Source organism: Aeromonas sp. A04, assembly GCF_047780465.1.
GTDB classification, from domain to species: domain Bacteria; phylum Pseudomonadota; class Gammaproteobacteria; order Enterobacterales; family Aeromonadaceae; genus Aeromonas; species Aeromonas bestiarum.
Genome location: NZ_JBLNHP010000006.1, coordinates 45,007 through 58,589 on the forward strand (window position 1 = coordinate 45,007; position 13,583 = coordinate 58,589).

At 63.1% G+C, this 13,583-nt stretch carries 13 protein-coding genes; 4 read left to right on the forward strand and 9 right to left on the reverse strand.

All coding sequences use genetic code 11. The annotated features are described in order from the left end of the window. Nucleotides 1–63 precede the first annotated feature (63 nt). From ACM3N8_RS17060 to ACM3N8_RS17070, 3 genes are all read left to right on the forward strand, one after another. Nucleotides 64–1,179: an ATP-NAD kinase family protein gene (locus ACM3N8_RS17060; RefSeq protein WP_290019123.1), complete on the forward strand. Its 1,116-nt coding sequence runs from the start codon at nucleotides 64–66 to the stop codon at nucleotides 1,177–1,179. A gap of 123 nt (nucleotides 1,180–1,302) precedes the next feature. Beyond that, entirely contained in the window at nucleotides 1,303–1,581 is a 279-nt protein-coding gene (locus tag ACM3N8_RS17065) for a YfcL family protein (RefSeq protein WP_042872229.1), read from the forward strand. A 97-nt stretch (nucleotides 1,582–1,678) separates the two neighbouring features. Further along, nucleotides 1,679–3,343, forward strand: a complete 1,665-nt coding sequence (locus ACM3N8_RS17070; RefSeq protein WP_098983876.1) for an AMP-binding protein — start codon at nucleotides 1,679–1,681, stop codon at nucleotides 3,341–3,343. A 67-nt stretch (nucleotides 3,344–3,410) separates the two neighbouring features. On the opposite strand, the gene cdd is transcribed toward ACM3N8_RS17070, so the two are convergent. From cdd to ACM3N8_RS17085, 3 genes are all read right to left on the reverse strand, one after another. Then, nucleotides 3,411–4,304, reverse strand: a complete 894-nt coding sequence (gene cdd / locus ACM3N8_RS17075) for a cytidine deaminase (RefSeq protein WP_416016404.1) — start codon at nucleotides 4,302–4,304, stop codon at nucleotides 3,411–3,413. A 187-nt stretch (nucleotides 4,305–4,491) separates the two neighbouring features. After that, the gene (locus ACM3N8_RS17080) at nucleotides 4,492–5,178 is read right to left on the reverse strand and encodes an LrgB family protein (RefSeq protein ID WP_378081955.1); all 687 of its coding nucleotides are present in this window, start codon (nucleotides 5,176–5,178) and stop codon (nucleotides 4,492–4,494) included. Next, on the reverse strand, nucleotides 5,175–5,531 hold the full coding sequence (locus tag ACM3N8_RS17085; RefSeq protein WP_042035460.1) for a CidA/LrgA family protein: 357 nt from the start codon (nucleotides 5,529–5,531) through the stop codon (nucleotides 5,175–5,177). The genes ACM3N8_RS17080 and ACM3N8_RS17085 overlap by 4 nt, the downstream gene beginning before the upstream one ends. Nucleotides 5,532–5,722: 191 nt before the next feature. Between ACM3N8_RS17085 and ACM3N8_RS17090 the strand changes: the two genes are divergently transcribed. Beyond that, nucleotides 5,723–7,432, forward strand: coding sequence for a glycoside hydrolase family 36 protein (locus tag ACM3N8_RS17090; RefSeq protein WP_416016405.1), 1,710 nt, complete (start codon nucleotides 5,723–5,725; stop codon nucleotides 7,430–7,432). 74 nt (nucleotides 7,433–7,506) lie between these two features. Here the strand turns inward: ACM3N8_RS17090 and ACM3N8_RS17095 are convergent, their stop codons facing one another. The 6 genes from ACM3N8_RS17095 to ACM3N8_RS17120 form a co-directional block, all read right to left on the reverse strand. Then, nucleotides 7,507–8,013: a hypothetical protein gene (locus tag ACM3N8_RS17095; protein WP_416016406.1), complete on the reverse strand. Its 507-nt coding sequence runs from the start codon at nucleotides 8,011–8,013 to the stop codon at nucleotides 7,507–7,509. A gap of 152 nt (nucleotides 8,014–8,165) precedes the next feature. Next, nucleotides 8,166–9,593, reverse strand: a complete 1,428-nt coding sequence (sbcB, locus tag ACM3N8_RS17100; protein ID WP_416016407.1) for an exodeoxyribonuclease I — start codon at nucleotides 9,591–9,593, stop codon at nucleotides 8,166–8,168. Nucleotides 9,594–9,793: 200 nt separating this feature from the next. Further along, a complete protein-coding gene (locus tag ACM3N8_RS17105) occupies nucleotides 9,794–10,519 on the reverse strand; it encodes a metallophosphoesterase (protein ID WP_416016408.1) in 726 nt (241 codons plus the stop codon). Between the two features lie 262 nt (nucleotides 10,520–10,781). After that, nucleotides 10,782–11,552, reverse strand: coding sequence for a transporter substrate-binding domain-containing protein (locus ACM3N8_RS17110; protein WP_416016409.1), 771 nt, complete (start codon nucleotides 11,550–11,552; stop codon nucleotides 10,782–10,784). Nucleotides 11,553–11,605: 53 nt separating this feature from the next. Then, nucleotides 11,606–12,421: a carbon-nitrogen hydrolase family protein gene (locus tag ACM3N8_RS17115; RefSeq protein ID WP_416016410.1), complete on the reverse strand. Its 816-nt coding sequence runs from the start codon at nucleotides 12,419–12,421 to the stop codon at nucleotides 11,606–11,608. 8 nt (nucleotides 12,422–12,429) lie between these two features. Next, nucleotides 12,430–13,581, reverse strand: coding sequence for a methionine aminotransferase (locus ACM3N8_RS17120; protein ID WP_416016411.1), 1,152 nt, complete (start codon nucleotides 13,579–13,581; stop codon nucleotides 12,430–12,432). Nucleotides 13,582–13,583: the final 2 nt, after the last annotated feature.

Consider the following 13,583-nt stretch of genomic DNA (forward strand, 5'->3'; position numbering starts at 1 on the left):
GCAACATGGCTTGTCCCAGCGCCTTGAAAAGATAAAATGGTGGGCGATTTGAGGGAGAAATCTATGTTTCGTTTAGGACTCATCATTAACCCGGTTGCCGGCATTGGCGGCGCGGTCGGTCTCAAGGGCAGCGATGGCGTGGTCGCCGAGGCGATGGCGCTGGGCGCCGTGCCCAGGGCGCAGGAGCGGGCACGGCAAGCCCTGCTGCCCCTGTGCGATCTCGCCGACTCATTCGAGTTGCTGACGGTCGCAGGCGAGATGGGCGCCGATCTCGCGAAATCGCTCCAGCTGCCTTGCCGCATCGTCTATCGGCCAGCAGCCGGCACCACCACGGCGGCCGATACCCGCGCCGCCGTCGAGCGGATGCGCGAGGCGGGTGTCGACCTGTTGCTGTTCGCCGGTGGCGATGGCACGGCGCGCGACATCTGCGCGGCAGTGGGGGAGTCGTGCCATGTGCTCGGCATCCCGGCGGGCTGCAAAATTCACTCCGGCGTGTATGGCGTCACCCCGGCCGCCAGCGGTCGGGTGGTGGCGCGGATGATCGCCGGCGAATTGCTGAGCCTGGTGGATGCCGAGGTGATGGACATAGACGAGGAGGCGTTTCGGGCTGGCAAGGTGCGGGCTCGCCATTACGGCCAGATGCTGGTGCCCGGCGATCTGCGCTATGTGCAGGCGGTCAAGCAGGGAGGGCGGGAGTCCGAGGAGCTGGTGCTGGCGGATCTTGCCGCCGGTGTGGTCGAGCAGATGGAGCCCGACACCCTCTACCTGATGGGGTCGGGCAGCACGGTCGCCGCCTGCATGGCAGAGCTAGGCCTGGAAAATACCTTGCTCGGTGTGGATCTGGTGGAAAACGGCCGGCTTATCGGGCAGGATCTGTCCGCCGCCGAGATCCTGACCCGGATCCGCGGTCGTCACTGCCGGCTGATCATTACCCTGATCGGCGGACAGGGACATCTGTTCGGGCGCGGAAATCAGCAATTGAGTCCAGAGGTGATCCGGGCTGTCGGGCGGGACCAGATCCAGGTCCTGGCCACCAAGGCCAAGTTGGCAGCCCTCGCGGGCAGGCCGCTGCTGGTGGACACCGACGACCCGGCACTGAACCGGTCGTTAAGTGGTTATCTGCGCATAACCACGGGATACAAGGATCAGGTCATCTACCCGGTGGCCAACCCGGAATAGGGCATCAAGGATGCGGCTGGCCTGGCGCCAGAGAGCCGTGATCAACCGGATCGCGGTTCCACTCCCCCGAATTATTTTGCCGGCAATTTTTTGCCAGCCACTCTGAAAATGAGGCTGCGTTACATGACGATTCATGATTTTGAGCACAAGTTGTTGGGACTGATAGACAGCATGGTGGCCACGGCGACCGAAGATGAGCTGTTTGCGGGGGGCTATCTGCGCGGCCACATCTCGCTGGCGGTGGCGCGCGCCGAGCTGGAGGGCAAGAACCTGGTGCGGGATGTGAAGAGCTATGTGCTGCGCAGCCTGAACGAGGCCATTCTGGAGGGTGAGCTCTCCGAAGAAGATGAGAAGCTGGTACAGGCAATGTGGATTCGTTTGCAGCAACAAGCAGAAGCTTGATCGGATACACATTTCAAACAGAAGTTTGAGTTTATTCTTCCCTGAAGTTAGTGAAAGGTTAATAATAAGTTTCGCCTTTTGTTTCAGGGATTAAACTATGGCCTCCTCATCACGTATTGCCAACAAACTGCCGCTCGAGATGCTCTATCACTGGGAGCGGCAGTGTCCTGACCGAGTCTACCTTCGTCAAACCATCAACCGCGAATACGTCGACTTCACCTGGGGTGAAGTCGCCGACGAGGCGCGCCGCATGGTGACGGCACTGCGTCATCTGGGGCTGGTGCCCGGTGACAAGGTGGCCCTGCTCTCCAAGAACTGCGCCCAGTGGTTCATCGCCGATCTGGCCATGCAGATGGGGCAGTATGTGAGCGTGCCCATCTACCCGACCGCCAACGTCGACACCATCGAATATGTGCTGCGCCACAGCGAGGCCAAGGCGATCTTCGTCGGCAAGCTGGATGACTGGAAGAGCCAGGAGGCCGGCGTGCCCGCCGATCTGCTGCGCATCGCCTTGCCCTATGAGACCATGCCCGCCAGCCATCAGTGGGACGATCTGCTGGAGGCGCACGAGCCCATTGCTGACAGCCCGGCGCAGGTGCCGGACGCCCTGCTGAGCCTGGTCTACACCTCGGGCAGTACAGGCAAGCCCAAGGGCGCCATGCTGAGCGTCGAGCGTTATGCCTGGTCGTGCGAGAAGCTGGTGGAGGCGGTGGGGCTGACCGCCGCCGATCGCGGCTTCTCCTATCTGCCGCTCGCCCACATCACTGAGCGGGTCTACATCTATGGTGGCAGCCTGTTCAGCGGCGCCACCATCGCCTTCCCCGAATCCCTCGACACCTTTATCGATGACGTCAAGCGTTGCCGTCCTACCGTCTTTATCTCTGTGCCCCGGCTGTGGGCCATGTTCCGCATCAAGATCCACGAGAAGTTGCCCCAGAAAAAGCTCGAGCTGCTGCTCAAGATCCCGTTTGTCTCGGGTCTCATCAAACGCAAGTTGCAAAAGGGGCTGGGGCTGGATCAGGCGCGGGTGCTGGGCTGCGGCTCGGCGCCAGTGTCGCCGGCCCTGCTGCAGTGGTACTACAGCATAGGTGTCAATATCACCGAAGCCTGGGGCATGACCGAGAACCACGCCTTCTCCACCCTCAACTGTCCGTTTCGCGCCGACAAGATAGGCACGGTCGGCAAGGCGGGGCCCGGGGTCGAGATCCGCATCTCGGATGAGGGGGAGATCCTCTGCCGTTGCAACGGCATGATGCTGGGTTACTACAAGGATCCCGAGCACAGCGCCGAGGCCATCGACGGTGATGGCTGGCTCCACACCGGCGACATGGGCAAGCTGGACAGGGAGGGTTACCTCACCATCACTGGCCGGATGAAGGACGTGTTCAAGACCGCCAAGGGCAAGTACGTGGCGCCTGTGCCCATCGAGGGACTGCTGGGGCAGGAGCCCATCATAGAGCAGCTGTGCGTGATAGGTTACGGCATGCCCCAGCCGGTGGCGCTGGTGCAACTGGCCGAGAGTGCCATGAAGGGCAACCGGGACGCCATCAACGCCCAGCTGGAGGCGGCGCGCAACCGGGTCAACGAGCAGCTGGAATCCCACGCCAGAATTCGCGGTATCCTGGTGGTGAAGAGCCCCTGGAACATAGAGAACGGCGTGCTCACCCCCACCATGAAGATCCGCCGCCACCTGCTGGAGCAGAAATACGCGGACCTCGGTGAGGCCTGGTCCTCCTCCCAGAGCATCATCTGGGAATCCTGAGCTTCAGCTAGCAGCAGAAACAACAAGGGGAGCCGGTGGCTCCCCTTGTTGTTGGGCATTTTTGACCTCAGACGGCCTGGTATTCCAGCCCGACCGACCCCAGCGCCTTGAGGGTGGACTGGGCGGAGTCCCGCTGGCTGATCTGGCCGTTTTTGTTCTCCAGCAGCACGGCGCGGCGGATGGTGGCGAGATCTTCACCGTTCAGCACCGCATGGGCACAGGCCATCTGCATCGGCGGCAGGCTGGGGTTGAAGGCGGCGTTCTCGGCGTAGCGGCCGCAGAAGAGGCGACCATCGGCAAACTGCAGCGCCACCGCGGCATAGCCCTGACTGTAGGGGGCATAGCTTTGGCGGGCGGCGGCCAGCGCGGCTTGCCACAGCGGATCCTCGCTCTCGAGCGTCAGCTCGTCATGGGCTTGCGGACTCATCAGGGCATCCGTGATGTCGAGATCCGCCGGGCCAAAGGAGTGGGGCAGGAAGGATTGCAGGGCGCTCAGGTCGTCCGGCAGAGAGACTTTCAGGATCTTGGCGGTGCTCAGCTCGTTCATGAACTGGCGGCAGTGGCCGCAGGGGGTGTAGTTGACGGTGATTTCAGAGATCCCTGTCTCACCGCCCAGCCAGGCGTTGGAGATGGCGGACTGCTCGGCATGGACCGAGTGGAACAGCCCTTGTCCCGCGAACTCCATGTTGGCGCCGAAATACCAGGTGCCGCTCAGGCCGCAGGCGATGGCGCCGACGAAGAACTTGGAGATGGGGGCCACAGAGCAGGCCGCGGCCAGTGGCAGCAGGGCCAGGCGCAGGGAGCGATCATCGAGACCTGTGGCGGCTTTCAGGGTCGCCACTTGTTCAGGGGTAAAACGGGCATTGAATTCGCCGCCCTGTTCGGGATCCAGCATGGGCAGCAGCGCCGCTTTGAGCGGGGCGGGCAGGGTATCGAGTGGCTTGGCAAAACGGGGATGCATAGTGTGTCCTCAAAGGCCAATTGGGGGGCCATTGTAGGGAGCAAGCTCGGCAAAATGTGTGAGCGCGCTCACGCCCTGACGGGCAAAAGGAGGGGGATGGTAAAGGAAACGTTTGTCTTGCGCAAACTGTGCGTCAGCTCGCACTGTGGCGGGCCACCCGGCCCGCACAACCGAAAATCGGTACGACTCAGTTCAACCAGTGGTAAATGGCAAACAGCAGGGGGGCCACGGCGGCGGTGAGGATGCCGCACACCACCATGGCGAGCGACGAGAAGGCCCCCTGGGTAATGCCCTTCTCAGCGGAGGTGGCGGTGCCGATGGCGTGGGCGCAGGCCCCCATGGCCAGCCCCTGGGCCTCGGGGTCGGTCACCCGCATCAGTTTGAGCAGCGGGTAGCCGATGAGGGCGCCTACAATCCCGACCACCACCACCACGGCCGCCGCGATGGCCGGAATGCCGCCGATGGACTGGCTGACGCTCATGGCGAGCGGGGTTGTGATGGACTTGGTGGCGAGCGAGGCCAGCAATGCCGGATCGGCGCCCATAAAATGACCGATCAGCAGGGTTGTGCAGACCGAGATCAAGACGGAGGCCAGAGTACAGATTAGGATGGGCTTGAGCCTGGCCTGGATCTGGCGGGCCTGCTGGTAGAGCGGCAGGGCCAGCGCCACCACGGCGGGTTCCAGCAGGGCCGTGATGGGACGGGTGCCGCTCTCGTACTGATCCAGCGGCAGATCCAGCCAGAGCAGCAGGCCTATGATGACGGCGGTGGGCACCAGCACGGGATTGATGATGGGCCAGGGCAGGCGGCGATAGAGGGCCCGGGTGGCGAAGTAGAGCGCCAGGGTCAGGGGGATGGCAAGCCAGAAGATCATCGGTTCATCCTCTGGTAGAGCCGGCCGACGGTGCCGAGGATCAAGACTATCCCCAGCACTATGCAGAGCATGATGAGGCCGAACGACTGGCGCAGCGGCTCTAGCCAGGCCACCAGCCCGACCGCCACCGGCACGAACAGCACGCCCATGTGGCGCAGCAGCAGGCCGGCGCCGAGTTCGACCCAGTGCAATTTCACCAGTTGCAAGGAGAGCAGCACGAACAGCAGCAGCATGCCGATGATGCTGCCGGGGAAGGCGAACGGCAGTATGGCTGCCAGGGTTTTGCCCGCCAGCAGGCAGGCGACTATGACCATGAAGTCACGAAGGTACAGCAAGGCACGTTGCGCGATCACGTGAGCCCCAACTTGGTAACTGTGAATGAACGGGCAGTTTACCAGAGAGGCCGGGGCGCGGCATTAAAACAATAACAGCTGAAATCAGTTCGTTTGAAGCTGATTTGATTGAAGATTTTCTGACTCGATGCACTTTTCGAACGACCAGGTTCTGAACTGTTTGTTTTGTTTATGAATTACAAGGAGTAGCCATGACATCCCTCTTGTCCCGCGTGCGTCACCTGGCAGCCGATAGCAGCCTGCCCCCGGATTTGTTGCAAACCCGTCAGTGGGACGGGTCTGCGTGCCGGGTCAGGCTCGACAACACAGGCCCTGAGGCTGCGCCGGTCGGCCGCTGGGTGCTGTTTGACGGCAAGCTCGGCCTCTCGCCTGCGTGCGCTATCTATGGCGAAGGATTCCAGATGCTGGCCCAGACCATGGGCAGTTGGCAGGCCCCGCAGCCGGTGGGCCGTTGTCCCGATGCCGGCGTCTATCGCATCAGCGGCGACGACGGCTATCACACGGTCCACAACCTGTTGCTGGTGGAACACGGCAAGGGCTGGCTGCTGCTCGCCTTTGCCAGTTGCCACCGTTTTGGCGGTGAGTTCCGCCTCTATCCCGATGGTCGTCTGCAAATCCTGATGAACTGCGAAGAGCGTTTGTTGCCTGCCGGCCAGCACTGGCAGAGCGAGGCGCTGATCTGTCTGGAGGGGGCAGATCGCGAGGCGTTGCTGGCCGAACTGGCGAGCATGATCGAGGCCGAACACGGCAGCCTGATCGCCGAGGTGGCGAGCCGCCCCAGCGGCTGGTGTTCCTGGTATCACTACTATGCACAGGTGAGCGCCGCCGATATTCGCGAGAATCTGGCGGTGCGGGCCGAGCGTTTTCCGGCCCTGCGCTACGTGCAGATCGACGATGGCTATCAGGCGAAGATGGGGGACTGGCTCACCCCTTCGCCCAAGTTCGAACAGGGCGTGGCGGCCCTGGCGGCGGAGATCCGCAGTGCCGGCTGCGAGCCCGCCCTCTGGGTCGCCCCCTTTATTGCCGAGCCGACCTCACAGGTGTTTCAGGATCACCCCGACTGGTTCGTGAAGGGGGATGACGGTCTGCCGCTCCCCTCCGAGCGGGTCACCTATGGTGGCTGGCGCTGCACCCCCTGGTATGTGCTGGACGGCACCCACCCCGAGGTGCAGGCGCACCTCGCGCAGGTGTTTGGCACCCTGCGCCAGCAGTGGGGCATTCACTACTTCAAGCTGGATGCCAACTTCTGGGGCGCCATCCACGGCGGCCGCTTCCATGACTCTTCCGCCACCCGGGTCGAAGCCTATCGGCGCGGCATGGCCGCCATCTTGCGCGGGGCGGGCGAGGGCGCCTTCCTGCTCGGCTGCAACGCCCCCATCTGGCCAAGCCTGGGGCTGGTGCACGGCATGCGGGTGAGCGATGACGTGGAGCGCAATGGCCACCGTTTTCGCCAGATTGCTCGCGAGGCCTTCTGCCGCGCCTGGCAAAACGACCGGTTGTGGGCGCTGGATCCCGACTGCATTTGCCTGCGGGATCTGCCGAGTCAGCAGGCCAGCCCGGCAGAATACCGCTTTCATCTGGCTGCGCTGGTGGCGAGCGGCGGCATGATGCTGGCCGGTGACCGGCTGCAGGATCTCGATGCAGCACAGACGGCGCAGTTGCACAAATTGCTGGCCCTGTGCGCGGCCCGTACTCCGTCCGCCCGCTTTGAGTCGATGGAGTTTGCCTGTGGGGAAGTGAGCCTGCCACAAGGCGGTACCCTGCTCTGCCTCTTCAACTGGGAGGGGCAGCCCCAGGAGTTCCTGTTGCCGGCGGGCGGCCAGGATTTCTGGGATGAGGGTGCGGTCGGCACCGCGCTCACCCTGCAAGGGGGCGAGGGGCGGGTGATCCGCTACCGCTGAGCACGCTGGCGATCATGATTCAGGCTCCCATGGGAGCCTGAATTATTCGTATAGGGGGAAAATATGCCGGGGGATCAGTAACGCCACTCGAAGCCGATGGCGTAGTTGGCGGCGCCATAGCCCGGGATCTCATTGCTGGAAAGTAGCGCCTTGAAGGTGAGCTGCGGGCTGAGGGGAATGCCGAGCCCCATGCCGAGGGCGACCTCGTCATTGGTGTTGCCCATCATGTCGGCCCGGATCATCCGATAGAGCGACATGTCCTGGCTCATGTGTACATAGCTCTGGGAGGCGCGATTGAAGAGCTGACCGAACACTTCCAGCTGAAAACCCGCCTGGGGGGTGATGGCCAGCGGCACGCCGACGAAGTTGTAGAGATCGGATCGGTTGAAATAGCTGTTGGTGATCTGGGGAGTGAAGTCGGTCTGCTGATAGAGGCGGCTGAAGTTGCTCTCGATCAGCTGATAAGTCTGCTGCGGCAATTGCAGCAAATAGTCGGGGACATCAAAACGCACGCCCGCCATGCCGGCCGAAGGCAGCAGGGAGCAGACGAGCAAACCGAAACCGGATAATCCTGAACGCATCAGATGAGGCATCCCCAAGGGTCGATAGCCAAAGGCCGTTAATGCAATGTTAGCGCACAAATAATTGAAACTTCAGGAGTCTTTGCTCCCCTTCCCATTATGTCTTGGGCGAGGGGAGCATACCGACATTTAACTGTGAAACCGATCACATCTCACAGATCTTCGAGGTAGTGATAGAGGCTCTTGAGAATCGCAAAGTTCCGTTCGTTACCCTGATTCTGCTCGGCCAGCGCCTCGAGGCGAGGGGCGTAGTCCGGCAGTCGGCGGCTGAAGTAGTCGCTGCAGTGCAGGCGCCAGCGCTTCTGCTCCGCCTCGCTCAGAGTGTGGGGCCAGTTGCGGGCGCGGTAGCGGAACAGCATCTGGGGCAAACGCGCGTCTGTGAAGGCAAATTCCCGCTCCCCCAGCAGTTCGGCAGGGGTGGCACGCACCAGATCCATGGTGGCCTTGTCGCCGTGACCGAAGAAGCCGGCGTAGAGCTGGGTATCCGGATCCGAGTCGTTGTTGCCCGCGAACTCCTGATTGAACACCTCCACCAGTTTTTCCCGCACCTCGGGGTGAGCCCGCAGCAGGTTCAGGCTCTTGCGGCACTGTTCCCTGTCTATGCCAAGCTCGTCGGCGCGCTCGGAGGTCAGGGTGGCCGCCGGCGCCAGCACCGGGCACTTGTTGATGTGCACCAGCTTGACCGGAATGGCCGCCAGATCCCCCAGCTCGTCCTTGCGGGTATAGAGTCGTTCGCGGATTTCGTCGCTCGTGAGCTCGATGAGCGGGGTGGGGTCGCGGGTCAGATCCACCATGATTACCGCGTTCTGGTTGCTGGGATGCCAGGCGAGCGGCGACACCCAGCTCACGCACCCCTGCCAAGGGGAGAACATGCCGGAGACATGAGTCAGCGGCTTCATGGTTACCACGTCGATCAGTGCCTTGACCTTGTTCTTGTTGCGAAGGTCAAACAGATAGCCAAACAGCTTGGGCTGGGCTTTTTTCACCAGCTTGGCCATCTCTATGGTGGCCAGCACGTCCGAGAGCGCATCGTGGGCATTGGCGTGGGCCACGCCGTTGGCCACCGTCAGCTTCTCCAGCCTGAAACTCGGCTTGCCCTCCTCGTCAAAGGCCCACTCGAACCCCTCCGGGCGCAGGGCATAGCAGGCCCGCAGCATGTCGAGTATGTCCCAGCGGGAGTTGCCGTTCTGCCAGCTGTAGGCGTAGGGGTCGTAGAAGTTGCGATAGAGGGTGTAGCGGGTCACCTCGTCATCGAAGCGGATGCTGTTGTAGCCCAGCACGCAGGTATTCGGGGTGGCAAACTGCTCGTGGATCTGGGCAATGAAATCCGCCTCGCACAGCCCGTCCTTCATCGCCTTTTGCGGCGTGATGCCGGTGATGAGGCAGGCCTCCGGCTCCGGCAGATAGTCCGCCGGCGGCTTGCAATAGATGACCAGCGGCTCGCCGATGAGATTGAAATCCGCATCGGTACGAATGCCGGCGAACTGCGCCGGCCTGTCTTTGGCCGGGCTGATGCCGAAGGTCTCGTAATCGTGGAAATAGAAGGTGGGCGCTGTGCCGGATTGTGCTGTTTTGCTCATAAGTTCCGAGATGGGTGTCCGATGCGGTGGTGCCACGCACCTGAGTGGGCGGTGCCATGCACCACAATTGCCTGCATGGTAAACCATAGCGCAGACAGAACGAAGGGCAGGCAGCCCGGCTGCCGGTTTATTGAACGCTCAAGGGTGCCGGATCAAGGGGCCGAGCATGATCGCGGATTGCATGGTGAAACATTGCACAATCAGGTGGATCGTCGGGATGCCTCCAGAGCCACCGGCATCAGGGTATGCAGGTCCAGCAGGGTGAAAAAGCCGCCTTCGTCGGGATACCAGCCGCCTGTGTCTATGTAGTACACATTGCCAAGGCGGGCCGGGCGGCCCACCGGGGTGTGCCCCACCACCAGGGCGACAAGATCCTCGACCCCGCTCTCGTCCAGCCGTTCGATACGGCGCCTTGACCAGAGGCAGACGTTCTTGATGGCCCTAAGCTGGCCGCCGCTCACCCCCGCATCCAGTTTGTCCAGCAGACCCTGCCAGGAGGAGAAGGGGCAATCGGCGTGGAGCAGCCCGACCGGGCCGGCCGGGGTGGCCACCTCGATGGCGATGGGCAGGGTGCGGTAGTGGGTGGAGAGCGCACCCTGCTCACCTGGAGTCAGCAGCTGAAACCAGCCGCCGCCGTTCTGGATCCAGTTCTCCCGATCGCAGCTCTCGTAACGGCAGACGTAGTCGTCGTGATTGCCGCAGATAGGGTGGAACCAGGGCCTGGCCAGCCACTCGAGCACCGCTGTGCAGTCGGGGCCGCGATCCGTCAGATCCCCCACGGAGAAGAGGCGATCCCGAGCGGGATCGAATCCCGCCTGATCCAGAGCCTGTTCCAGCTGCGAAAAATAGCCGTGGATATCGCCGACGGCGAGATCCCGCCCCAGAGTGTTGCGGGCGAAGCGTCTGATCAGCGGTGACGGGTTCATGGCTTGCCTCCTTGTCTGGTGTGACCGGCTCGCGCCGCCGGATGGCCGATGGGATGATCGGGGGCCCGTGGACAAGTGCAGCATGGCATGCTCTGCCTCGCCATTGTAGAGGCTGATGGGGGCTCTTTCGCGTCGAAGTGACAGGCGGCCGCATAAAGGAGGGCGGTTTGCCGCCTTGCCGGCAGATCCCGGAAAGAATGCCAGTCGCAGCTGACTGGCATTGTGGGCTCAGGGATCGCTTCCTGCGACGGGCCAACCGGCTTTAGAGCAGGTCTTCGAGCTGATACTTCTTGAGCAGTTGATCGAAGGTGCCATCGGCCTTGACGCTGTCGATGGCGGCATCGAATTGGCCCTTGAGCTTGGCGTCATTTTTGCGCAGCGCCACCGCCACCCCTTCACCCAGGCTCTTGTCCTGGGTGCCGTTGAACTGGGGGCCGACGAAGGCGAACTGCTTGCCCATCTCCTTGTCGAGGAAGCCGACTTTCAGCTGCACCATGTTGCCGAAGGTGTAATCGGCGCGGCCGGATTGCAGATCCAGCATGGGGGACTGGGCGTTGACGTAGCGCTTGATCTTGGCCACCTCACCGTAACGGGCTGTGATGAAGTTGTCCTGGGGCGTCCCCTCCTGCACCGCTATCACCTTGCCCTTGAAGTGCACCTGGTCGTCGGCGAAGGTGGCGGCCTTGTCGCTGCGACCCACGAAGCGGTTTTGCATCATGTAATAGACCTGGCTGAAGTCCACCTTCTGGCGCCGCTCGTCTGTGATGTTCATGGAGGACATGATGGCGTCGTACTTGCGCACCTGCAGACCCGGCAGCAGGGCATCCCAGGGCTGGTTGATCACCTCGCATTCGGTCTTCATGGCCGCGCACAGGGCATAGGCCAGCTCGACTTCGAAGCCGCCGAGCTTGCCGCTGCTATCGACCATCTCGAAAGGGGGATAGGTGGCGTCGGTGGCGATCACCAGGGGTTTGGCGGCGGCCTGGCCGGCGGTGGCCAGGGCCACCAGCATCATGGCGGTGTTGAGTTTCATGGTCAGTCCCTTGAAGTGTGGTGTCATACCTATGGTTCTAAATGGTGCCGGCCTCAAGGGCCGACGGCTATCTTGCGATGGGTGAGGGCCGGCAGCTGGCTGCGCACCCTGCGCTGGGCCGCCAGATCCAGGGTAGCGATGGCCAGTCCCTGACCCTCCTCTACCTGGGCCAGCACCCGGCCCCAGGGATCGATGATCATGCTGTGGCCGAAGGTGCGGCGCCCGCCGGGGTGATGGCCCCCCTGGGCGGAGGCCAGCACGAATGCCAGGTTCTCCACCGCCCGGGCCCGCAGCAGCAACTCCCAATGGGCCAAGCCCGTGGTATGGGTGAAGGCGGCGGGCAGGGCGATAAAATCGGGGGCGGGATCGAGTCGAAACAGCTCGGGGAAGCGCAGGTCGTAACAGATCCCCAAACGCAGCAGGCCCCAGGGCAGGGGATGGCTCACCACCTGCCGGCCCGGACTCATGGTCGCGGCCTCGTCATATTGCTCGCTGTCGGTGCAAAAGCCGAACAGGTGCAGCTTGTCATAACGGCTGGCGAGCTCACCCTGAGGGTCGAACAGCAGGCTGCTGTTGTGCATCTTGCCGGGCTCTTCGCTCGAAAGCGGCAGGGTCCCCGCCAGGATCCAGAGTCCAAGCTCCCGGGCCAAGCCTTGCGCCCATGCCAGCAGGGGATGCGCCTCCACGGGGGCGGCAAGGGCGACCCGCGCCCGCTCATCGACCGGCATCAGGTAGAAATATTCGGGCAGCAAGGCGAACTCGGCCCCCTCGGCCGCGGCCTGGCGCAGCAGCCCCTCGGCCTGGGTCAGGTTGCTGGCAAGATCATCGCCGGACACCATCTGCAAGACGGCAACACGCACTGAATCCATGTTGCCTCCTAGACGCCGCACAGGCGCTCTGCGCCCGCCAGCAGGGTATCGTCATCCTTGGAGAAGGAGAGGCGAATGACCCGCTGATCCGTGCCGTCGTGATAGAAGGCGGAGACGGGAATAGTGGCGACCCCGTGCTCGCGAATGAGCCGCTGCACGAACAGGCTGTCCGCCTCGTCGCTGATCCGCTCGTAGCTGGCCAGCATGAAGAAGCTGCCGGCGGAGGGTAACAGAGTGAAGCGCGAATCCCCCAGGGCCGAGACCAGCAGATCCCGCTTGCGCTGATAGAAGGCCGCCAGCCCCTGATAGTGGGCCGGTTGTTGCAACAGGTGGGCGAAGCCGTACTGCATGGGGGTATCGGCGGCGAACATGGCGAACTGGTGCACCTTGCGGATCTCCTCCATCAGGGGGCGGGGGGCCACGCAGTAACCCACCCGCCAGCCGGTGACATGGAAGGTCTTGCCGAAGGAGAAGACGGCGACGGAGCGCTCCACCAGCTCCGGATAGCGGATGACGCTCTGGTGCAGGGCGCCGTCGAACACCACGTGCTCGTACACCTCGTCCGAGAGGATGACGATGTCGGTGCCACGCACCAGACGGGCGAGGCGCTCCTGATCCCCCGCCTGCCAGACGGTGCCGGTGGGATTGTGGGGGGTGTTGAGCACTATCATGCGGGTGCGGGGCGTGATGCGGGCCGCGACCTCGTCCCAGGGGATGGCGAAGCTCGGCGCCTTGAGGGCGATCACCACGGGGGTGGCCCCTTGCAGCTGGATCATGGGGCGGTAGCTGTCAAACGCCGGCTCGAACATGATCACCTCGTCCCCTGGGTGCACCAGGGCGGTGATGGCGCAGAACAGGGCCTCGCTGGCGCTGGCGGTGATGGTGATCTCTTCGCCGGCATCATAGTGGTGGCTATAGCTGGTCGCTATCTTGGCCGCCAGCTGCTCGCGCAAGGCGGGCAGCCCCGTCATGGGGGCATACTGGTTTTCGCCGGCCAGCATGGCCTCATGGGTGACCCGGATGAGTTCGGGGTCACAGGGGAAGCTCGGAGCTCCCTGGGAGAGGTTGATGCTGGGGTGGCGGTCGGCCAGATCCCCGATGACGCTGAAGATGGTGGTACCCACCTGGGGCAGTTTGCTGACAATGCGGGGGGAGGACATGG

What these genes read in the sequence shown, in the direction of transcription:
- ACM3N8_RS17060 (WP_290019123.1), top strand. Translation starts at nt 64, where the DNA reads ATGTTTCGTTTAGGACTCATCATTAACCCGGTTGCCGGCATTGGCGGC.
- ACM3N8_RS17065 (WP_042872229.1), top strand. Translation starts at nt 1,303, where the DNA reads ATGACGATTCATGATTTTGAGCACAAGTTGTTGGGACTGATAGACAGC.
- ACM3N8_RS17070 (WP_098983876.1), top strand. Translation starts at nt 1,679, where the DNA reads ATGGCCTCCTCATCACGTATTGCCAACAAACTGCCGCTCGAGATGCTC.
- cdd (WP_416016404.1), bottom strand. Translation starts at nt 4,304, where the DNA reads ATGCATCCCCGTTTTGCCAAGCCACTCGATACCCTGCCCGCCCCGCTC.
- ACM3N8_RS17080 (WP_378081955.1), bottom strand. Translation starts at nt 5,178, where the DNA reads ATGATCTTCTGGCTTGCCATCCCCCTGACCCTGGCGCTCTACTTCGCC.
- ACM3N8_RS17090 (WP_416016405.1), top strand. Translation starts at nt 5,723, where the DNA reads ATGACATCCCTCTTGTCCCGCGTGCGTCACCTGGCAGCCGATAGCAGC.
- ACM3N8_RS17095 (WP_416016406.1), bottom strand. Translation starts at nt 8,013, where the DNA reads ATGCGTTCAGGATTATCCGGTTTCGGTTTGCTCGTCTGCTCCCTGCTG.
- sbcB (WP_416016407.1), bottom strand. Translation starts at nt 9,593, where the DNA reads ATGAGCAAAACAGCACAATCCGGCACAGCGCCCACCTTCTATTTCCAC.
- ACM3N8_RS17105 (WP_416016408.1), bottom strand. Translation starts at nt 10,519, where the DNA reads ATGAACCCGTCACCGCTGATCAGACGCTTCGCCCGCAACACTCTGGGG.
- ACM3N8_RS17110 (WP_416016409.1), bottom strand. Translation starts at nt 11,552, where the DNA reads ATGAAACTCAACACCGCCATGATGCTGGTGGCCCTGGCCACCGCCGGC.
- ACM3N8_RS17115 (WP_416016410.1), bottom strand. Translation starts at nt 12,421, where the DNA reads ATGGATTCAGTGCGTGTTGCCGTCTTGCAGATGGTGTCCGGCGATGAT.
- ACM3N8_RS17120 (WP_416016411.1), bottom strand. Translation starts at nt 13,581, where the DNA reads ATGTCCTCCCCCCGCATTGTCAGCAAACTGCCCCAGGTGGGTACCACC.